This is a genomic window from Streptomyces sp. NPDC050509 (assembly GCF_044457965.1).
In the GTDB taxonomy this organism is placed as follows: Bacteria; Actinomycetota; Actinomycetes; order Streptomycetales; family Streptomycetaceae; genus Streptomyces.
In genome coordinates, this window is the sequence record NZ_JBITHL010000009.1 from 458,174 (window position 1) to 475,663 (window position 17,490).

Consider the following 17,490-nt stretch of genomic DNA (forward strand, 5'->3'; position numbering starts at 1 on the left):
TTGTGTCGAGGGCCGTTAGCTCAATTGGCAGAGCAGCGGACTTTTAATCCGTTGGTTGTGGGTTCGAGTCCCACACGGCCTACCACCTCAGCCCCAGGTCGGAGCCTTTCCGAGCTGGGGCTGTTCTGTGTCCGGCCCTTACAGGGGAGTCAGAGCTTCCGGACGAACGCCTTCGCCCCGTTGTGGAAGCGGACGGTCAGACCGTGCTGGGTGGCGTCGTCCGGCCGGGTCGACCACCGGGCGATCTCCTTGACCTCGGGGGACTCGGCCCCCGCGAGACAGGCCGCGAGCCGGCCCTCGTCGTCGCCCGGCTGCGGCTCGGGCCATGTCGCCTGGAACACGTCGCTTGCGACCGGGGTGTCCGGGTCGTCGTGCTTCTCGCCGTCGGCAAGCTGGCCGATGATCTGCCATCGCGTCTCACCGGACGAGGCCGTGACCGCCAGTCCGTAAGGGTGCTGGGTGTCGCCGGTCCCGGCGAGCGTCTGCACACGGGTTACGCCACTGCTGTTCTTGATCAGGTCCAGGGCGAAGTCCTGGAATCGTGCGGGTCGCATTTGTGGTTGTTTCCTTACCTTTGCGGGGGTGGCCGGCAGGCTGGGGCGAGGCACCGTGATGCGGCTGAGGCTGACGGGTTCTGCCTGGCCGTGGTCTCCCGCGCGCCACGGGACCACCGGAGGCGCCTGGGAGTGTGCACCCCGATCGGCACCGGTAAGGGTGAAGGGGTGTGCCGGCCGGGGCGGGAGAAGGGGCCTGTTGGGGGCCGCGCCCGGCCGTTGTGCGGTGGGTCTACGCTCCGGCGCCGCAGCGCAGGCACGGGATGGCGACCGGCCCGGTACCGGTGGCCATCACGGTCGGCCCGGGGCCGGGGCACTTGCGGCGTCCTGCTCGCCGGCTTCTGATGGTGCGCCAGACGAGTTGGCACTCGCGGACCGCGGCCATTCGGCTTTCAGAGGGGCTCATATCGGCACCATAGGGGCCAGTGTGGTCAGTTCGGGCCGGATCGGCATTCCGCGTTGCAGTCGTTGTCCCCGCCGTCCGGGACGTGCCGGCGGTCGACCGCCGCCCCCGGACCGGGCTGCCACAGTTCCGTGTCGACCTGGACGCCGGCCGCCGTGGTGGCGGCCGGGCCCGTCGTGAACTCAGACGTTCTGCGGTGCCTTCTCGCGCAGCGCGGACAGCCTGCCCTGGTAGACCTGCTCGGCGAAGAGCGCACCTTCTTCGTGTGTGGCGGCGCCCTCCTCGATCAGGTGGTGGGCCACGGCCTTCAGCTCGGCCGCCCGGAGCATGGCGTGCTGGTAGCCGTTCTGCCCGCACTCGTGAGGCTCACCCGGCAGGCACAGGGGCAGGGTCTCCGGCCCGACCTTGTTCACCGCGTGGCGTACATATCGTGCGATGTGCAGCCACTCTTCCTCAGTCCGTGCCATCGCTCCTCCAACGCTCATATCGGTCAGGTGCGCCGATGCCGGCCGCTCCGCCGCCTGTCTCGGCGGTCTTCGGGGCGCAGGTGGAGAAGGACGGCGGGGGTCAACGGGGGTGCTGCGTGACGTACCCGCGGACGGGCGTCTCGTGGGCCGGCCGGTGTATGGCGATCAGGACCTCCGCGCAGGACTGGCACGCGCGGAGCGGGGTCTGTCCTTCGGGGCTGACGATTTCGCCGATACGGGTGGTCCGGATGCCGGTGCGGTCGCAGCGGAAGCAGTCGCCCAGTGTGTGGTCGAGCCCGCCCAGCCGTTCGGCGGTCACGCGCTCTTCGGCGCCGCGTGCCGGGCGCGGCGTGCGGCGAGGTGGGCGGCCTGGTCGTCGTCGCCGAAGGTGGTGGCGGTGAAACCGCCCGCGCGGGCCACGCGTTGCTGGTACCCGGATCGGTCGCCGTAGCGGGTGAGCCGGTCCCAGTGGTGGAGCAGGCAGATCAGGGTCCGGTCCGGCGTCAGGCCCGACACTTCCGCCATGAACAGCGTCAGCTCGTTGAACTTGGGGCGGTTGAGGTCGCTGAGGGCGTCGTCTCCGAGGTCGACCCAGCGGCCCGCGATCTCCCAGCCCTTGCTCGCCGCCCAGTTCTGGCAGCCCTCCAGCCGGAGGTCGAGCAGGCCGCGGGCCCGGTGGCTGACGTGACGGTCGTAGATGAATGCGAGTGGCGGTGCGAGGTCGTGGGGCATGGCCGACTCCAGATCGGGATGCGTGGAGTGCGGCGTCGACCGTGCCCGGTGGGGGTGGGTGACGCCGCCCGTGCGGTCACGTTATGGAGTTGCCTCGTTACAGCCCAGTGCCGGGCCGTCCCAGCTTGCCGATCAGGTAGGACACCGCGCCCTACCCGATCAGCCCCAGTCGGTCGGCGAGGCCCAGCAGGACAGCGTCCCGGCGGGGTGCTCGGTCCCGAAGGTCCTCCACCAGTCGCCGCGAGGTCGAGTGGTACCGCATCCACTCGGGCGCGTCTTCCTCGGCCTTCATCAGGGCATTCGTTGCTGCCCGGTCCTTGCCGAGATCGTCGTAGGCGAGTGCCCTGTCCACATGGAAGCGGGCCCGCCACGTCGGGGGAAGCGATGCGAGGGCCGGAACGGTACGGGCGGCGAGGATCGCCTCGTCGCTCTTCTCCATCTCCACCAGGAAGTTCACGCTCGCGACAGCGGCGTTGGTGGGCCCGAAGGGAGTGGCGTACACCAGGAGATCCCCGCCCATGCTCTCGGCGGCGCCCTTCGCCATGCGCAGCAGGTCTGTCACTGCGTCATGCCGCTTCAGCCGTGCGGCAGCCGTTGCCGCGCGCAGCAGCAGGATGCCCCACAACGCCAACTCCGACGGAGCGGATCGGAATGACGGTTCGATCTGTTCGGCACGGGCGAGTGCTACGTGCTCCGCGTCGGCCAACCGGCCCTGCTTGGTGAACACCCACGAGAGGGTCGACGCGGTCAACGTCTCCAACGCCGGATCGTCGCACTGCCGAATCGCGGCGATGGATCGCTCCATGGCGGTGAACGCCGCGTCCTCCTTGCCGAGCGCTGTGAGGGTGGTCGCCGCGACTTGATACGCCACGGCGAGAACGGAGTTGGCCGCAGCGCGATCACTTCCCGTGTATGCGTGAGCCGCAGTACGTGCGTCCCGGATCAGTTGGGGGAGCAGCAGGCCGATCTCCGACATGCGGCCGTCACGGCGGATGTTCTCGGTCGAGGCCAGAGAGCCGCGCAGCTCCTCGATGCTCGGCGGATCCTCCGCATCGGTGTCTCCGCCCAGGAGATCCGCGATGGGGGAGACGGCTTGTCTGAGTGCCAGCACGGAGGGCAGGCCGCTGTCCTCGGCCGTCCGTATCTCAAAGGTGGTGGGCTGGCCGACAAGGAAGCTCGGCTCTGTGTCCAGCGCGTGAGCGAGCGCGTTGATGCTCGACAGCCGGGCGGTCTTCCGCCGCCCTTGTTCCAGCTTTCGCACCACGTCGATGGACAGGCCGGCGCGCTCGGCCAGTTGCTCCTGGGTCATGTTCCGCCGAAGTCGCAGCTCTGCGAGGCGGTCGCCCATGCTTGACGATGCGGAACTCATCTCTGCCCCCGCCAGAAGGTGAGCTTCCACGGTACGCCGATACAACGAACGCGCCGTGCTCTCCTGGGAGTTTCGGGCCGATGCCCAGGCGCTGCGAGGGTGACCGTGATCGCCCGTGCCGTGGAAGACTCCAGGTGTGCCCACCTGGATAACTCCGCGCCGATTAGGCGTCACCGCGACCCTGTACGCCGTCTTCGTCGGCGGCTGGTACCTCGGCCAGCCCCTCGACGGTGTGGGCTGCCGGTCCTTCGAAGCGACGGTCGAGCCCGGGCCCGTGCCCGCGGACACGATTCGGGAGCCCGGCGATCTCTCCGGTGACTTCACCGGGACGTACCAGGCCGTGGAACGGGTCCTCACCACCCAGGTCGTCGACACCTCCTCGGTCCTCCCGTGCGACTCGGGGACGCCTCGCCCCCGCATGGTGGCCTGGGTGACCGGTGACTGGCGTTGAGGGAGGGCCGGGGGGTACGGCCTAGAGCTGGCGCAGGTGGTCGCGGAGGCGGCGCGCGACCTGGGCCATGAGGGCGTCCGCGCCGGGCTGGGTGCTGGCGGGGACGCGGGATTCGGTGAGGACGGCCACGGCGAAGCTCTGGCCGTCCGCGTGCTCCACGACGCCGATCTCGTGGCGGAGGTTCATGAAGGTGCCCGTCTTGGACGACCAGGTGGAGGCGTCCGAGCTGAAGTCCGGGGTGAGCCGCTGCCGCATCAGATTGTCGCCCATCAGGGTGCGCAGGCGTGCGGACACCTCCGGGTGGACGGCTGACGGTGTCCACAGGGCCTGGAGCAGTTCGACGAAGGCGCGGGCCGTGCCGGAGTTCGCGCGGGTGACGTCGAGCTGCGGTACGCGGTGGCCGCGACCGCCCGTACCGGAGTCGATCGCCAAGGCGTGGGCCAGGTGGACGTCGGCGGCGGTGAAGCGCTTGACGGGGGTGTCGGTGAGGGCGTTCATCGTGTGCCGTACGAAGATGCCGCGCAGCCCGAGGGTGCCGAGCATCTCCGCCACGTCGGGCGGCGGGGTGAGGTCGAACAGGGCGTCGGCCGCGACGTTGTCGCTCACCGCCATGCTGAGGTAGAGGAGGTCGTCGAGGGCGATACGGGCGGGGTGACGGAAGCGGCTCAGCCCCGTGGGTCCTCGTTCGGTCATCTGTCCCGGGACCACGTCGACGGCGGACGCCCCGTCCAGCTCGCCCCGGCGGATGCGGTCGAGGGTGGCGAGTGCGAGCGGGACCTTGATGAGGGAGGCGGCGGGGAACTCCGTGTCCGGGTCGATGCCCAGCTCCTCGCCCGTGTGCAGGTTCCGTACGAGCAGCGAGACGGTCAGGCCGCCGTCGTGCAGGTCCCGCCGGAGCGCGCCGATCAGTCGTTCAGGCTTCACGAGGGGTGCCGTCCTCCGTTTCCGTTACGGTCCGTGCGTCGAGGCAGCGGCCGATGTGTTCGCCGAGCCGCTGCCGGATACGGTCCGACTCCCCGCCCGTGTCCGCGACGACGGTGAAGCCCCGGACGAGCTCGACCTCCCCGAGGGGCCGCCAGTTGAGGCGGAGTTCGGCGGCCTCGGCGCGGGAGCACAGCAGGAGGTCGTCCGAGCACAGCGCCTCCGCCGCGCCGGCGGCGAGCCCGCTCGCCATGAGGTGCTGCGAGGGCCGCAGACCGACCGCGTCGCAGAGCCGCTTCAGGGGGTCGCGGATGTGCGGGACGTCGTCCTCGGGCTGGATCCAGATGCGCCGGTACGGGGCGGTGTCCGTCCGGCCCGGCCGCAGCGTCTCCACGTAGACGCGCTCCACCCCGGGGTCGCCCGCGCCGGCGAGTCCGAGGGGCACCTGCCAGGTCGCCTCGGCCGGCGGCAGGGCGATCAGCGCCGCCCGTACCTCCTGGGAGTGGAGGAGTTCGGCGCGGCGCGACGGGGCGGCGAGGCAGAGTTCGAGGGAGATGCCGTCGCGGCGGCCACCGGCGACGAGGCGGGCGAGCCGCCCGGTCGAGCAGGTGTCGGGGACGGCGAGCCGCAGCCGCCTGCCCTTGGCCGTCTCCGCCTCGTCCTCCAGGGTGTCGGCCGCCCGCAGGAGGCGCCGCGCCGCCGGGAGGACGTCCTGGCCGAACGGTGTGAGCGCGACCCGGCGTCCGTTCCGCTCCAGCAGGACCTCACCGAGGTGCTGCTCCAGCGCGGCGACGCGGCGGCTGGCGACCGACTGGGACATCCGTGCCGCCGCCGCGCCGATCGTGAAGCTGCCGCGCTCGCTCACATGGACGAACGCGAGGCACGCCCTGACCAGATCCATGACGCGCCATCCTATGCGGAAACAGCATCGCACCGCCCATTTCCGTCTTGGACCGCATAGCCGCTCCGCCGCCAGGATGCTTCCAGATCACCGGCCCGCACTACGGCGGGCCGGTGCGCCATGCGCCCTGTGCCATGCCGTCATCGGAGGTTCGAACCATGCGTGACGTTCCCGCTCGTCGTATTGCCCTCGGCACCCTCGTACTCACGCTTCTGCCGCTCACCGCGTGCGGCGGGACGGAGAGCGCTTCGGGAGCGCGGGAGGAGAGGACCCGTACCGTCGCGTCCGTCTCCGACCTGGGCGGCGGCTCCGCGTCCGGCTCCGACGCGTCCGGTGGCTCCGTATCCGGCGGCTCCGTATCCGGCTCCTACGACAGCCGGTTCAAGAAGCTGGAGAGCAAGTTCGACGCGCGTCTGGGCGTCTACGCCCTGGACACCGGCACCAACCGCGAACTGGCCTTCCAGGCCGACCAGCGGTTCGCCTACTGCTCCACGTTCAAGGCGCTCCAGGCGGGCGCCGTCCTGAAGAAGCACAAGCTGGCCGGCCTGGACAAGAGGATCAACTACACCGCGGACGACCTGGTCCCCCACTCGCCGGTGACCGAGAAGCACGTCGACACCGGTATGACCGTCGGCGAACTCGCCGACGCCTCCGTCCGCTACAGCGACAACACCGCGGCCAACCTGCTCTTCGACACGATCGGGGGCCCCGCGGGCCTCGGCGCCTCCCTGAAGGGCATCGGTGACGACGTCACCCAGGTGGACCGCTACGAGCCTGACCTGAACGAGGCCACTCCCGGGGACCCGCGCGACACCAGTACGCCGCGGGCGCTCGCGAAGAGCCTTCGCTCGTTCGTGCTGGGCGATGTCCTCGGCAAGGGGGAGAAGGCGCAGCTCACGAAGTGGCTGACGACGAACACGACGGGCGCGAACCTCATCGCCGCCGGGATGCCGGACAACTGGACCGTGGGCGACAAGAGCGGTGGCGGCGAGTACGGCACCCGTAACGACATCGCCGTCGTGTGGCCCGACCAGGGCGCCCCCATCGTCGTCGCGGTGCTGTCGACCCGTGCTGAGCCGGACGCCGCGTACGACGACGCGCTCGTCGCCGAGGCCGCCTCCGTCGTCGCGGACGCCATGGACCGCTAGGACCCGGACCCGGACCCGGACCGTGAACCGCGGGCCGCACGCGCAGGCCGCACGCGCGGGCGGGCCGCGTTCCGGTATTCGCGCATTTCTTGCCAGGACGGCACGCTTCGGCCATTGTCTTCCGCCCCGGGTCTGACCGGATGAATTATTGGCTACCTTTGGGCGCTGTTCCGGGGAATTCCGGAGCACTCCAGTCACCTGGGATCCCCCGGCGCACGCGTGCCGCGCATATGCCGCGACCGGCTGCCGACGGAATTCATGGAGAGCGGAAGAGAGGGGTGTCGCACCATGCGCGAACACATTTCCCCGGAACCGGAACTCGACGGGAGCCTGCTGGAGCAATTCGGGGAACGCGGGTATCTCGTCCTCCCCGGATTTCTTCCGTCCGGTTCGCTGGATCCGCTGGAGCGGGAAGTGGATCTCTGGGTGGACACCGGTCTGCGGCAGAAGTCGATCGACGCGTGCCGGAAGCCCGAGGTGTACGGGACGCCGGACGTGGTGGAGATACAGCTCGAAGCCCATGGCGAACTGGCCACGCATCCGCCGCTGATGGCGCTGCTCTCCGGGGTGCTGGGCCCCTCGTTCGTCTTTCACCACATGCACTGCGACCGGCGTGCGCCCGGCGCTCCCGGCAAGGGGTGGCATCACGACTACGAGCAGCTCCCGCAGCGCGGCCGGGAGCGGGTCATGGTGCACGCGCTGCACTACATCGGCGGGCTGCGGCCGGAGATGGGCGGGCTCGCGGTGCTGCCCGGGTCGCACCGGGAGATCGCCGAGAAGACCGCCCGCGCCCATCTCGGCACCCGGCGGCTGCCCTCCGAGGTGGTCATCGACGACCTGCCCGCCGGGTCGACGGTGGTGATCCACTCCGCGCTGTTCCACGCCCGCCGCTCCGCCCCCGGCGCCACGGGCGGACCCCGGTACATGATCGACGCCTCCTACTGCCAGACCGGCACGCGCTGGCCGCCCGTCAAGCCGTACTGGCGTCATGTGCTCGCCACCGCGCGGGGGCTGGGGCTCGACCGGGGGCGGTGGCCCGATCTGTTCGACGAGCGCCACTTCACCGAGTACGAGGCGACCGGGCCCGAGGCGTGATGGGTCCGAGGGACGAAGAGGAGAGGGGCGCGAGAGGTGAAACGGGCGCGAGAGGTGGAAGGGGTGTGGTCCGTCGTATGAGAGTGGTCGCCGCCGTTCCGTTCGAGACCGTGCAGCGCCGTTTCGCGCGGGCGCATCCGCTCGGGCTCGCCCACGAGGCCAATACGAACGACGAGGCCGAGGAGCACATCCGCCAGGCCCAGTCCACGCTGGGGGCGTGGCAGCGCGTGCTGCTCGACCGGGACGATCTGCTCGGGATGGTGCTGCCGTGGCACCTGGGCGAGGGCGGCGAGCGCGAACTCGTGCCCGCGTCGGGTCTGACCGTCGCCGAGGCGGTCCTCCGGTTACGGGAGCTGGGCGACACGTACGCCCGTACGAACCCGGTCTGCGCCCGCAAGCTCGGACGGATGGCCACCGCGCCCTTCACCCCGCTCTTCCTCAGCACCCACGCGGTGCCCGGGGTCGACTACGAGGGGCTGGTGGTGCGGGAGGGGCTGATCCATCTCGACGGGCTGCACCGCGCGCTCGCGTGGGAGCGCGCGGGCCGGCTCACGCCGGGCACCCGGATCGAGGCGTTCCTCGCGAGCCACGCCCCGGCCGGCGCGGCGTCGGAGCCGAGGCCGGGCGCGGCGCCGGGATCAGGCTCAGGGCCTGGCCCCGGCCCGGACTCAGCCGCGTCCCACGTACGGCATCGCGCTGGGCAGGACGGCGACGGACTGGATGTTCACGCCCCTCGGTAGGTTCGCCATGACCAGCACCATCTCCACCACATGACGGATGTCCATCGTCGGCTCCACACGCAGCGTCCCGTCCGCCTGCCGGACCGCCGGCTGCTCCCGGCCCACCGGGGTCACATTGCCGATGTCGATCTGGCCGCACGAGATGTCGTGACGCCGGCCGTCCAGCGACAGCGAGCGCGTCAGCCCCGCCACGGCGTGCTTCGCCGCGGTGAAAGCGATCGAATCCGGTCGCGGGACCTGGGCGGAGGGGGCGCCGTTGTTGATGATCCGGCCACCGCGCGGCGTCTGGTCCTTCATCATCCGGTACGCGGCCCGCGAGCAGAGGAAGGTGCCGGTGGCGATGGAGTCCATGACGCGGTGCCAGTCCTCGGCGGAGACGTCCTCCGTCGGGGTGTACGGCATGGTGTCGGCCGCGTTGTTGAACAGCAGGTCCAGCCGTCCGAACCGCCCGCCCACCTCGTCGAACAGCCGGGTCACGGCGTCCGCGTCCGTGATGTCCGCCGGCACCGGAAGCGCACGTTCCGCCGCCGGGCCCGCGAGCGCCGCCGTCTCCTTCAGCGCGTTCTCGCGGCGCCCGGTCAGTACCACCGTCCAGCCGTCCGCCAGCAGTCCCAGCGCACAGGCGCGGCCGATGCCGCTGCCCGCGCCGGTGACGACGGCGATCGCGATCTTTTCGGCCAATTCAGTGGATTCGGTCATGCCCGACTTCCTTTCGCCGCATTCTGGATCTCCGCGAAGGCGAAGGCGGAGACGAGTCGACGAGTCTGGGGATTGATCGAGATGCTCGTCAAGACAGCGTGAAATGTGAGTTCGTCGAGAGTGTGTCGAGTTCGTCGCTTCCTTCGATACCGCTGAGGTCGTCGTGGGTCGCAGGGGCCGTTGCGGCCCTGAATCTTTCGAACAAATTCCCGGACAGGAGTGACCATGATCCCGCTGAATCCATCCGGCATACCTGTTTCCGGCGTTCCTGGATTTCCAGGCGTTCCCGCCCTCGGTGGAACCGCGAACAGCAGCGCCCTGTTCGAGCGCGCCAAGAAATCTCTCGCCGGCGGAATCAGTTCCTCCTCCCGGCTCACCTCCACCGGGCCGCACCCGTATCCGCTCTACATCACCAGCGGCTCCGGGGCCCGCATCCGCGACGCGGACGGAAACGAGTACATCGACTATCTCGCCGCCTACGGCAGCGCCGTACTCGGCCACGCCGCCCCCGCGCTCACCGACGCCCTCACCGGTGTCCTCGCCGGCGGGACCATGTTCGGCACCTGCAACGTGCCCGAGGTCGAACTCGCCGAACTCATCCGCGCGATGGTCCCCTGCGCCGATCTCGTCCGCTTCGCCAACTCCGGCTCGGAGGCCGTCCAGGGAGCGGTACGGGCCGCGCGCGGCCACAGCGGGCTGTCGAAGATCCTCAAGTTCGAGGGCCACTACCACGGGTGGACGGACACCCTCGCGATCTCCAACCGCCCCCCGGAGGCGGCGGCGGGACCCTACGACACCCCGCACTCCGTGCCGCACTCCCCGGGCATCCCGTCCGGCGTCAGCGGCGATGTCGTCGTCTGCCCCTGGAACGACCCGGACGCCCTCGTCGCCGTACTCGACGCCCACCGCGGTGAACTCGCCGCCGTCATCTGCGAACCCATCGTCGCCAACAACGCCTGCACGATGCCCGCCCCCGGCTATCTGCGCTTCCTGCGCGACGAGTGCACGGCGCGCGGCATCCTCCTCGTCTTCGACGAGGTCTGCACCGGCTTCCGCACCGGACCCGGCGGGGCGCAGGCCCTGTACGACGTCGTGCCCGACCTGGCCGTCTACTCCAAGGCCCTCGGCGGCGGGCTGCCCATCGCCGCCTTCGCGGGCCGCCGCGAGGTGATGGCCGCGCTCGCCAACGGCCGCGTCAAGCACGGCGGTACGTACAACGCCTCACCGCTCTGCGCGACCGCCGCCCTCGTCACGCTCACCGCGCTCGCCGACCCTGCCGTCGTCAAGAGGATCGACGACACCGGCCAGCGGATCATGGAGACCATCCGCAGGGCCGCCACCGACCACCGGGTCGCGTGCGCGGTGCAGGGCGTCGGCGCGATGTTCCAGGTCGTGTTCTCGCCGGGCGGCGCCCCCACCCGGAACTACCGCGACACGCTCCACCTGGACCAGCGGCGGTACGACGTCTTCCGCCACGAACTGCTGCGCCGCGGCATCCACACCAACGCGCACGGACTGGCCTGCTGGTTCGTGTCGGCCGCCGTGACGGAGGACGACACGGACCGGACCTGCGCCGCGATCGACGAGGTGTTCGCCGTGCTGGGGGGAGGGGGGACACCGGGAGCGGAGGGGCTGATGTGACGCACGCTACAGTCCGGTGCGGAAATCGAGGCCCCCGAGATGCTGCGGACGGAGCGGGATCGTCGCACTCTTGGCCGTATGAGTGATGCACCGATCGTCGTCCACCGGGCGTCCGGGACAGGCGGGCGGCGGGTCACGGTCCGCGGGCGGATCATGGGACTCGCCCATTCCGACGACCACCTGGTCGAATTCCTGCGGCTGGCCGGGCTGCCCGACGCCTGGGAACTGCTCGACGACCCGAGCTGGGTGGAGTGGCAGGGCGGGCCCGCGCACGAGTACAGCGTGGTGGTGTGAGGGCCCGCCGCCCGGCCGCTGGGCCGGAGGGCCCGCCCGGCGGGCCCTCCGTGCATGATCCGTGCGTGATCAGTCCGCGACGAGCGCGGCGAGCTGCGTCAGGCCGTCGATCCGCCAGTCCGCCGCCTTGATCACGGCCGGGTCGTCCGCCCACAGATACCCCCACGGCCCGCGCCGCAGATGAGCCGTGCGCAGGCCCGCCTCCTTCGCGGGGAACAGGTCGTACGCCGGGTGGTCGCCCACGTACACCGTCCTGTCGGGCGCCGCCCCCGCCGCCTCGCACACCCGCGCGAAGAACTCCGGGGACGGCTTGGCGACGCCCCACTCGCCCGAGGTGGCGACGAGATCCGCCGGCAGGTCCAGGCCGCGCAGCAGCTCGCCGGCCCTGGCGGTCTGGTTGCCCGCTAGGACGACCCGCACGCCGAGCTTCCTGAGGCCCGCGAGGGCCGGCCGTACGTCGGGATAGAGGTCGGACTCGTCGAGGTGCTGGCCGCGCCCCGCGGCCTCCCTGGCGCGGTACGCCTCGGCGACGTCCATGCCGGGTCTGATGAGGCGCAGCGCGTCGGTGTCGTCCTTGTCCTGGACGGTGGCGGCGCCGACGAGCGCGGAGATGGTGTGGCGCGGGATGCCGAGCCAGTCGGCCCAGGAGGCCCAGTGGCGGTCGTCGCGCACGAGGGTCTCGCCTACGTCGAACACGATGCTTTCGATCACCGGTCCCAGCGTAGGGGGATACGCTCCGCCGATTGTCAGTGGCTGGCCGTAGCCTTGCTCCTATGTTCGCTTCTTCTTCCACCCCGAAGTCCGCGTCCCCGTCCCCGGTCAGATCCGCCGCTGTGGTGAACGCGGAGATCCGCGCGCTGTGGGCGCGTGCGGGCAGCGCGCTGTCGTCGGCCGAGCAGGAGCGCTACCAGCGGCTGCTGGTGGAGTGGGCCGCCGCCGTACGGGCCGATGTCGTCGAGGCCGCGTAGCGCCCCTTCCGAGGGCCCCACCGGGTAAGTGGTCATGACCGTGCTCCGGATGGCGTAGAGTTGCATTCAACGGCGCGGGGTGGAGCAGCTCGGTAGCTCGCTGGGCTCATAACCCAGAGGTCGCAGGTTCAAATCCTGTCCCCGCTACTGGAAGAAAACGAAGGCCCGGATTCCTCAGGGAATCCGGGCCTTCGTCATGTCTCGGTCCCGTTCCCCGATCCGGGCTTGACCTTTACGTAACGTCAACTTCTACCGTGAACGTCATGGAGTGGTCGATCCAGGACATCGCGAAAAAAGCCGGTACGACGAGCCGTACGCTCCGGCACTACGGCGAGCTGGGGCTGCTGGAGCCCAGCAGGACCGGTGCCAACGGATACCGGTACTACGGCCAGGACGCCCTGGTCCGGCTGCAGCGGATCCTGCTGCTGCGGGAGCTGGGGCTCGGGCTGCCGGAGATCGCCCGGGTACTCGACGGCCGGCAGGACACGGCCGCCGCCCTGCGTGGCCATCTGGGGCTGCTGGAGCAGGAGCGCGAGCGCATCGGACGGCTGATCGCGTCCGTGCGGACCACTCTCCACAAGACCGGGAACGGAGAGGAACTCATGGCGGAAGAAGTGTTGGACGGCTTCGCGCACACGCGGTACGAGCAGGAGGCAACCGAGCGGTGGGGTCGCCCCGCCTACGAGAAGAGCGACCGCTGGTGGCGCTCGCTGAGCGAGGGGGAGCGCCGGGCGTTCGGTGAGCAGCACGAGTCGATCGCCCGCGACTGGGGGCGTACGGCGGCGGCCGGGCACGGCGCTTCGAGCGACGAGGCGCAGGCGATCGCCCGGCGTCACTGCGACTGGCTGTCGGTGACCATGGAGCCCACCAGGTCTTATGTCATCGGGGTGACGGCCATGTACGTCGATGATCCACGTTTCACCGCGACGTATGACCAGTACGGTGAAGGTACGGCTGTGCTCGTGCGGGACGCCATGAAGGTGTACGCCGAGCGCCACCTGACCGACTGAGCGTTTCCACATCGGTTCTCCGCAGTCCAGCACCGGTCTCCTGTCCGGCAGTACCGGTCTCCTGCCGGTGGTACCGGTTCTCCGTAGCCCAGTCGGCCGACGGCGGGTCGCTGCCCGGCGCGGCAGCGGCCAGCCTGGGTGGAGCGCGGTACCGTCCGCAGCCGTCGGCGGATCGGGCAGGAGACGACTGGTGGGGAAGCTCAGGAGAATCGGAGAACGCCTCGGCGGCAGGACCAGGCAGGACGCCGACGGCGCCGGGTTCTGGGGTGCCGACGGTGCGGGTTTCTGGGCCACCGGTACGAACGGGCGCGACCACCGGCGCGACCCCGCCAGGGATCTCGGCCGGGCGCCGCACGGACCGTACGGGTACGGGCGGCGCCTCGCCGGGCGCCGGGTCGTCCGGTTCCTGCCCGCGCTGGTGATCATCGGCGGGGTGATCCTGGATCTGGTGACCCCGGCGCGGGTGACCTCGTCGCCGCTCTTCGCCGCCGCCCCGCTGGTCGCGGCGCCGTTCTACCCGCTCTTCGGCACCCTGCTGGTGGCCCTGGCCTCGCTCGCCGCCGAGGTGGCGCTGCGCGCCCATACGGGCACGCTGACCACGGTGGTGTCGGTCAGCGAGCTGCTGACGGTGCTGGTCGTCTCCGCCCTCGCGCTCTACATCAACGGGGTCGTCAGACGCAGCGGCGAACGGCTGGCCTCCGCCCGCATCATCGCCGAGACCGCCCAGCGCGCCGTGCTGCCCAGACCGGCGGAGCGGATCGGCGGTCTGCGGATCGCGGCGCGGTACGAGGCGGCGCAGGAGGGCGCGTTCATCGGCGGGGACCTCTTCGCCGTACAGGACACGCCGTACGGGGTGCGGCTGGTGGTCGGCGACGTACGGGGGAAGGGGCTGGAGGCGGTCGAGGCGGTCGCCGTGATCATCGGGTCGTTCCGGGAGGCGGCGGAGCAGGAGAGTTCGCTGGAGGGCGTCGCACAGCGGCTGGAGCGCTCGCTCCTGCGCGAGGGGACGCGGCGGGACGGGCTCGATGTCTTCGAGGGGTTCACCACGGCCGTACTGGCGGAGATCCCGCACGGCGAGGACGTCGTACGGCTCGTCAACCGGGGGCATCCCGAGCCGCTGCTGATGTGCCACGACGGAGCGGTACGGATGCTGGCGTCGCGCGACCCCGCGCTGCCGCTCGGCATGAGCGAGCTGGGCGCGTGGCCGGACCGGGCGGAGCAGTCCGCGTACCCCGACGGCGCGACGCTGCTCTTCTACACGGACGGGCTCACCGAGGCGCGCGACGGCCAGGGGGTCTTCTACGTCCCGCGCGAGCGGCTGGACGGGCGGATCTTCCAGGGGCCCGACGAGATGCTCCAGGCGCTGATCGACGACGTACGGCTGCACACGGGCGGCGGCAGCCAGGACGACATGGCGCTGCTGGCGGTCAGCCGGCCCACGGAGGGGGAGCCGGAGCGGCGCAGGACGATGCCGATCGTTCCGTGACGCGGGTCCGTCGTGACGCGGGTCCGTGAGGCTCTCCGCGTCGGCCTCCGCGACGCGGCTGCGTGAGGGAAGTGTGAGGGCGGACCACGACCGGCGGTCACGAAGCGTGTTCGACACGTACCGCTCCGCACAACAAATGACATACCGTCAAGTATGTGCGGTGGACGGATATGCTCCTGGCGTCGATCAACTCGCCCTGATGCGCGTTCTTGTGTCCCGGTACGTCCGATGCGAAGTCGTTAACGATCACCGGGAACAGCTTGGAATAACGCCCTGGTCTCTATTAACGTTCGATAACGCAGCGCGGTCGTCCCAGCCGTCGTCAGAGATGGCACCGTGCGCGTGCGCCGAATCCCGCGAGGGAACCGGGGAACCACCCATTGGGGTGAATCGGGAGTTACTTGCCGCCGTGCGCGGCAGGGGACACCCGTAGGAGACCTTCCTGCTCCGAACCCGTCAGCTAACCCGGTAGGCGAGAAGGAAGGAAAGGAGCACGCCTCAGTGGCGTCCAACCAGTCTGCCCCCACGGCGACCTTCGAACCCCACTCCTTCGGCAGCGGCGGTGAGAACGAGGCGCCCGGCACCTGGGGGGAGTGGAACCCCACCGAGGAGTCCGTCCGTCCCGTACGCGGCAAGCACCGCGTCGCCAGACAGCGCAACGGACTCGCCCGCAGCTCCACCGTCCTCGGCGTCGGCGTCATCGCCGCTGTCGGCGCGGGCGGCATCGCCACCGCGCAGGACAAGCCCGCGGTCTCCATATCCCTGCCCGATGCCATCGCGGACAACCTTCCGGACGCCAAGTCCCTGCCGGGGATGGCCTATCTCGGCTCGGACGACTCGGACTCCGAGTCCGACGTGCTGGCCAGTGAGCCGCTGACCACCGCCGGGCTGACGATCTCGGACACCGAACAGGGCGCCACCGACGCCGGCGAGGCGCTGCGCGCCCGCATCCTCCAGCAGGCCGAGCGGCAGCAGACCGAGGCCGACGCCACGCAGAAGGCGGCGGTGCAGGACGCGGCGGCCGAGAAGGCCGCGGCCCAGGCCAAGGCGCGCCAGACCGACGCCGAGAAGAAGATCGAGGCGGCCAAGAAGAAGGCCGAGGCGGAGGCCAAGGCCAAGGCCGAGAAGGAACGTCTCGCCAAGCTGGCGGCCAGCTACTCCCTCCCCACCTCCTCGTACACCCTCACCTCCTCCTTCGGTCAGTCCGGCTCCCTCTGGTCCTCCGGCTACCACACCGGCCTGGACTTCGCGGCGCCCACGGGCACCCCGATCAAGGCCGTGCACAGCGGCACCGTCAAGTCGGCCGGCTGGTCGGGCTCGTACGGCTACCGCACGGTCCTGGAGCTGGATGACGGCACGGAGGTCTGGTACGCGCACCAGTCCTCGCTCTCCGTCAGCGCCGGGCAGAAGGTCTCCACCGGTGAGGTCATCGGCCGGGTCGGCGCGACCGGCAACGTGACCGGGCCGCACCTCCACCTGGAGGTCCACACCTCCGGCGGTACGGGCATCGACCCGATGGCCTGGCTGAACGGCAAGGGCATCAACCCCTGAGGCCCTGAGGCCCTGAGGTCAACTCCCAGGCCCTGAGGGCAACGGGAGTGCCCTGAAACGGAATAGGGCGCTCCCTGGGGGAGTTGTAGTGAGGTATGACGACTTTGCGCACACTCGGCTCCTCCGACCTCAAGGTCTTCCCCCTCGCCCTCGGCGGCAACGTCTTCGGCTGGACCGCCGACCGTACGGCCTCCTTCGCCGTCCTCGACGCGTACGCCGCCGCGGGCGGCAACTTCGTGGACACCGCCGACACCTACTCGTCCTGGGTGCCGGGCCATGCCGGCGGTGAGTCCGAGACCGTCCTCGGCGAGTGGCTCGCCGCGCGCGGCAACCGCTCCGACGTGCTCGTCGCGACGAAGGTGGGCGCGCACCCGGAGTTCAAGGGGCTGAAGCCCGCCACGATCAAGGCCGGGGCCGAGGAGTCGCTGCGCCGGCTCGGGACCGATTACATCGACCTGTACTACACGCACTTCGACGACCCGGACGTCCCGGTCGAGGAGATCGTCACCACGCTCGACCAGCTCGTCAAGGAGGGCAAGGTCCGCGCCGTCGCCGCCTCCAACCTCAGCGCGGAACGGCTGGACGCCTCGATCACCTTCGCGGAGCGCGAGGGTCTTGCCCGGTATGTCGCGCTCCAGCCGCACTACAACCTGGTCTCGCGCGACACGTACGAGGGCCCCCTGCGGGACACCGCGGCCCGACACGGCCTCTCCGTCGTGCCGTACTTCGCCCTCGCCTCCGGCTTCCTGACCGGCAAGTACCGACCCGGCACCCAGGTGGAGAGCGCCCGCGCCGAGGGTGCGGGCAAGTACCTGGAGTCCGAGCGCGGTGTGAAGGTGCTCGCCGCGCTGGACCGGATCGCCGAGGCGCACGGCGCCGAGGTCGCCACCGTCGCGCTCGCCTGGCTGGCGGCGCAGCCGACCGTCGTCGCGCCCCTCGCCTCCGCGCGGGCGCCCGAGCAGCTTCCGGCGCTGCTCGCGGTCGCGGAGCTGGAGCTGACGGAGGAGGAGCTGGCGGAGCTGACCGCCGCCTCCGCCTGATACCCGGCACCGCGTGACCG

At 70.6% G+C, this 17,490-nt stretch carries 20 protein-coding genes, 2 tRNA genes and 1 riboswitch; of the genes, 13 read left to right on the forward strand and 9 right to left on the reverse strand.

Annotated features, from left to right (window positions below; all coding sequences use genetic code 11):
* Nucleotides 1-9 precede the first annotated feature (9 nt).
* Nucleotides 10-85 (forward strand) — tRNA-Lys (locus ACIBJC_RS27100).
* A gap of 64 nt (nucleotides 86-149) precedes the next feature.
* Here ACIBJC_RS27100 and ACIBJC_RS27105 read toward each other — a convergent pair.
* The 5 genes from ACIBJC_RS27105 to ACIBJC_RS27125 form a co-directional block, all read right to left on the reverse strand.
* Nucleotides 150-554 (reverse strand): hypothetical protein, encoded by a 405-nt coding sequence (locus tag ACIBJC_RS27105; protein WP_399296715.1) that lies wholly within the window; start codon nucleotides 552-554, stop codon nucleotides 150-152.
* A 585-nt stretch (nucleotides 555-1,139) separates the two neighbouring features.
* A complete protein-coding gene (locus ACIBJC_RS27110; protein WP_399296716.1) occupies nucleotides 1,140-1,424 on the reverse strand; it encodes a hypothetical protein in 285 nt (94 codons plus the stop codon).
* Nucleotides 1,425-1,524: 100 nt separating this feature from the next.
* Entirely contained in the window at nucleotides 1,525-1,743 is a 219-nt protein-coding gene (locus tag ACIBJC_RS27115; protein WP_399296718.1) for a hypothetical protein, read from the reverse strand.
* Nucleotides 1,740-2,156: a hypothetical protein gene (locus tag ACIBJC_RS27120; RefSeq protein ID WP_399296720.1), complete on the reverse strand. Its 417-nt coding sequence runs from the start codon at nucleotides 2,154-2,156 to the stop codon at nucleotides 1,740-1,742. The genes ACIBJC_RS27115 and ACIBJC_RS27120 overlap by 4 nt, the downstream gene beginning before the upstream one ends.
* A gap of 151 nt (nucleotides 2,157-2,307) precedes the next feature.
* Nucleotides 2,308-3,525: a helix-turn-helix domain-containing protein gene (locus tag ACIBJC_RS27125; protein WP_399296722.1), complete on the reverse strand. Its 1,218-nt coding sequence runs from the start codon at nucleotides 3,523-3,525 to the stop codon at nucleotides 2,308-2,310.
* A gap of 136 nt (nucleotides 3,526-3,661) precedes the next feature.
* Here ACIBJC_RS27125 and ACIBJC_RS27130 point away from each other — a divergent pair, with 136 nt between their 5' ends.
* On the forward strand, nucleotides 3,662-3,976 hold the full coding sequence (locus ACIBJC_RS27130) for a hypothetical protein (RefSeq protein WP_399296724.1): 315 nt from the start codon (nucleotides 3,662-3,664) through the stop codon (nucleotides 3,974-3,976).
* Nucleotides 3,977-3,997: 21 nt separating this feature from the next.
* Here ACIBJC_RS27130 and ACIBJC_RS27135 read toward each other — a convergent pair whose 3' ends face one another.
* The gene (locus ACIBJC_RS27135; protein WP_399296726.1) at nucleotides 3,998-4,900 is read right to left on the reverse strand and encodes a serine hydrolase; all 903 of its coding nucleotides are present in this window, start codon (nucleotides 4,898-4,900) and stop codon (nucleotides 3,998-4,000) included.
* Nucleotides 4,890-5,798: a LysR family transcriptional regulator gene (locus ACIBJC_RS27140; RefSeq protein ID WP_399296728.1), complete on the reverse strand. Its 909-nt coding sequence runs from the start codon at nucleotides 5,796-5,798 to the stop codon at nucleotides 4,890-4,892. The genes ACIBJC_RS27135 and ACIBJC_RS27140 overlap by 11 nt, the downstream gene beginning before the upstream one ends.
* Nucleotides 5,799-5,956: 158 nt before the next feature.
* Here ACIBJC_RS27140 and bla point away from each other — a divergent pair, with 158 nt between their 5' ends.
* The 3 genes from bla (at nucleotide 5,957) to ACIBJC_RS27155 (ending at nucleotide 8,781) form a co-directional block, all read left to right on the forward strand.
* Nucleotides 5,957-6,946: a class A beta-lactamase gene (gene bla, locus ACIBJC_RS27145; protein WP_399296730.1), complete on the forward strand. Its 990-nt coding sequence runs from the start codon at nucleotides 5,957-5,959 to the stop codon at nucleotides 6,944-6,946.
* Nucleotides 6,947-7,234: 288 nt separating this feature from the next.
* On the forward strand, nucleotides 7,235-8,041 hold the full coding sequence (locus ACIBJC_RS27150; protein WP_399296732.1) for a phytanoyl-CoA dioxygenase family protein: 807 nt from the start codon (nucleotides 7,235-7,237) through the stop codon (nucleotides 8,039-8,041).
* Between the two features lie 77 nt (nucleotides 8,042-8,118).
* Nucleotides 8,119-8,781 (forward strand): DUF6309 family protein, encoded by a 663-nt coding sequence (locus ACIBJC_RS27155; protein ID WP_399296734.1) that lies wholly within the window; start codon nucleotides 8,119-8,121, stop codon nucleotides 8,779-8,781.
* Here the strand turns inward: ACIBJC_RS27155 and ACIBJC_RS27160 are convergent.
* The gene (locus tag ACIBJC_RS27160) at nucleotides 8,710-9,480 is read right to left on the reverse strand and encodes an SDR family oxidoreductase (protein WP_399296736.1); all 771 of its coding nucleotides are present in this window, start codon (nucleotides 9,478-9,480) and stop codon (nucleotides 8,710-8,712) included. The genes ACIBJC_RS27155 and ACIBJC_RS27160 overlap by 72 nt on opposite strands.
* Before the next feature lie 225 nt (nucleotides 9,481-9,705).
* On the opposite strand from ACIBJC_RS27160, the gene ACIBJC_RS27165 reads away from it, so the two are divergent.
* Both ACIBJC_RS27165 and ACIBJC_RS27170 read left to right on the forward strand, forming a co-directional pair.
* On the forward strand, nucleotides 9,706-11,121 hold the full coding sequence (locus ACIBJC_RS27165) for an aspartate aminotransferase family protein (protein WP_399296738.1): 1,416 nt from the start codon (nucleotides 9,706-9,708) through the stop codon (nucleotides 11,119-11,121).
* Nucleotides 11,122-11,199: 78 nt separating this feature from the next.
* Nucleotides 11,200-11,415, forward strand: coding sequence for a hypothetical protein (locus ACIBJC_RS27170; protein ID WP_329827595.1), 216 nt, complete (start codon nucleotides 11,200-11,202; stop codon nucleotides 11,413-11,415).
* A 69-nt stretch (nucleotides 11,416-11,484) separates the two neighbouring features.
* Here ACIBJC_RS27170 and ACIBJC_RS27175 read toward each other — a convergent pair whose 3' ends face one another.
* Complete coding sequence (locus ACIBJC_RS27175; protein WP_399296820.1) at nucleotides 11,485-12,123, reverse strand: HAD family hydrolase; 639 nt, start codon at nucleotides 12,121-12,123, stop codon at nucleotides 11,485-11,487.
* Between the two features lie 65 nt (nucleotides 12,124-12,188).
* Between ACIBJC_RS27175 and ACIBJC_RS27180 the strand changes: the two genes are divergently transcribed.
* The 6 genes from ACIBJC_RS27180 (at nucleotide 12,189) to ACIBJC_RS27205 (ending at nucleotide 17,470) form a co-directional block, all read left to right on the forward strand.
* Nucleotides 12,189-12,383, forward strand: a complete 195-nt coding sequence (locus ACIBJC_RS27180) for a hypothetical protein (protein WP_329827596.1) — start codon at nucleotides 12,189-12,191, stop codon at nucleotides 12,381-12,383.
* A 73-nt stretch (nucleotides 12,384-12,456) separates the two neighbouring features.
* Nucleotides 12,457-12,530 (forward strand) — tRNA-Met (locus ACIBJC_RS27185).
* A 116-nt stretch (nucleotides 12,531-12,646) separates the two neighbouring features.
* The gene (locus ACIBJC_RS27190; protein ID WP_399296740.1) at nucleotides 12,647-13,393 is read left to right on the forward strand and encodes a MerR family transcriptional regulator; all 747 of its coding nucleotides are present in this window, start codon (nucleotides 12,647-12,649) and stop codon (nucleotides 13,391-13,393) included.
* Nucleotides 13,394-13,799: 406 nt separating this feature from the next.
* Nucleotides 13,800-14,879 carry a PP2C family protein-serine/threonine phosphatase gene (locus tag ACIBJC_RS27195; protein ID WP_399296822.1) on the forward strand — a complete coding sequence of 360 codons (1,080 nt, stop codon included), beginning with the start codon at nucleotides 13,800-13,802 and terminating at the stop codon, nucleotides 14,877-14,879.
* A gap of 335 nt (nucleotides 14,880-15,214) precedes the next feature.
* A riboswitch (cyclic di-AMP (ydaO/yuaA leader) is annotated at nucleotides 15,215-15,369 on the forward strand.
* Between the two features lie 11 nt (nucleotides 15,370-15,380).
* Nucleotides 15,381-16,430, forward strand: coding sequence for a M23 family metallopeptidase (locus tag ACIBJC_RS27200; protein WP_399296742.1), 1,050 nt, complete (start codon nucleotides 15,381-15,383; stop codon nucleotides 16,428-16,430).
* A 95-nt stretch (nucleotides 16,431-16,525) separates the two neighbouring features.
* The gene (locus ACIBJC_RS27205; RefSeq protein WP_399296744.1) at nucleotides 16,526-17,470 is read left to right on the forward strand and encodes an aldo/keto reductase; all 945 of its coding nucleotides are present in this window, start codon (nucleotides 16,526-16,528) and stop codon (nucleotides 17,468-17,470) included.
* The last annotated feature ends 20 nt before the right edge of the window (nucleotides 17,471-17,490 follow it).

Excerpts from the sequence above, each read along its gene's own strand:
- ACIBJC_RS27105 (WP_399296715.1), bottom strand. The coding sequence starts at position 554 with ATGCGACCCGCACGATTCCAGGACTTCGCCCTGGACCTGATCAAGAAC.
- ACIBJC_RS27125 (WP_399296722.1), bottom strand. The coding sequence starts at position 3,525 with ATGAGTTCCGCATCGTCAAGCATGGGCGACCGCCTCGCAGAGCTGCGA.
- bla (WP_399296730.1), top strand. The coding sequence starts at position 5,957 with ATGCGTGACGTTCCCGCTCGTCGTATTGCCCTCGGCACCCTCGTACTC.
- ACIBJC_RS27160 (WP_399296736.1), bottom strand. The coding sequence starts at position 9,480 with ATGACCGAATCCACTGAATTGGCCGAAAAGATCGCGATCGCCGTCGTC.
- ACIBJC_RS27120 (WP_399296720.1), bottom strand. The coding sequence starts at position 2,156 with ATGCCCCACGACCTCGCACCGCCACTCGCATTCATCTACGACCGTCAC.
- ACIBJC_RS27155 (WP_399296734.1), top strand. The coding sequence starts at position 8,119 with ATGAGAGTGGTCGCCGCCGTTCCGTTCGAGACCGTGCAGCGCCGTTTC.
- ACIBJC_RS27150 (WP_399296732.1), top strand. The coding sequence starts at position 7,235 with ATGCGCGAACACATTTCCCCGGAACCGGAACTCGACGGGAGCCTGCTG.
- ACIBJC_RS27170 (WP_329827595.1), top strand. The coding sequence starts at position 11,200 with ATGAGTGATGCACCGATCGTCGTCCACCGGGCGTCCGGGACAGGCGGG.
- ACIBJC_RS27110 (WP_399296716.1), bottom strand. The coding sequence starts at position 1,424 with ATGGCACGGACTGAGGAAGAGTGGCTGCACATCGCACGATATGTACGC.
- ACIBJC_RS27205 (WP_399296744.1), top strand. The coding sequence starts at position 16,526 with ATGACGACTTTGCGCACACTCGGCTCCTCCGACCTCAAGGTCTTCCCC.
- ACIBJC_RS27165 (WP_399296738.1), top strand. The coding sequence starts at position 9,706 with ATGATCCCGCTGAATCCATCCGGCATACCTGTTTCCGGCGTTCCTGGA.
- ACIBJC_RS27190 (WP_399296740.1), top strand. The coding sequence starts at position 12,647 with ATGGAGTGGTCGATCCAGGACATCGCGAAAAAAGCCGGTACGACGAGC.
- ACIBJC_RS27140 (WP_399296728.1), bottom strand. The coding sequence starts at position 5,798 with ATGGATCTGGTCAGGGCGTGCCTCGCGTTCGTCCATGTGAGCGAGCGC.
- ACIBJC_RS27180 (WP_329827596.1), top strand. The coding sequence starts at position 12,189 with ATGTTCGCTTCTTCTTCCACCCCGAAGTCCGCGTCCCCGTCCCCGGTC.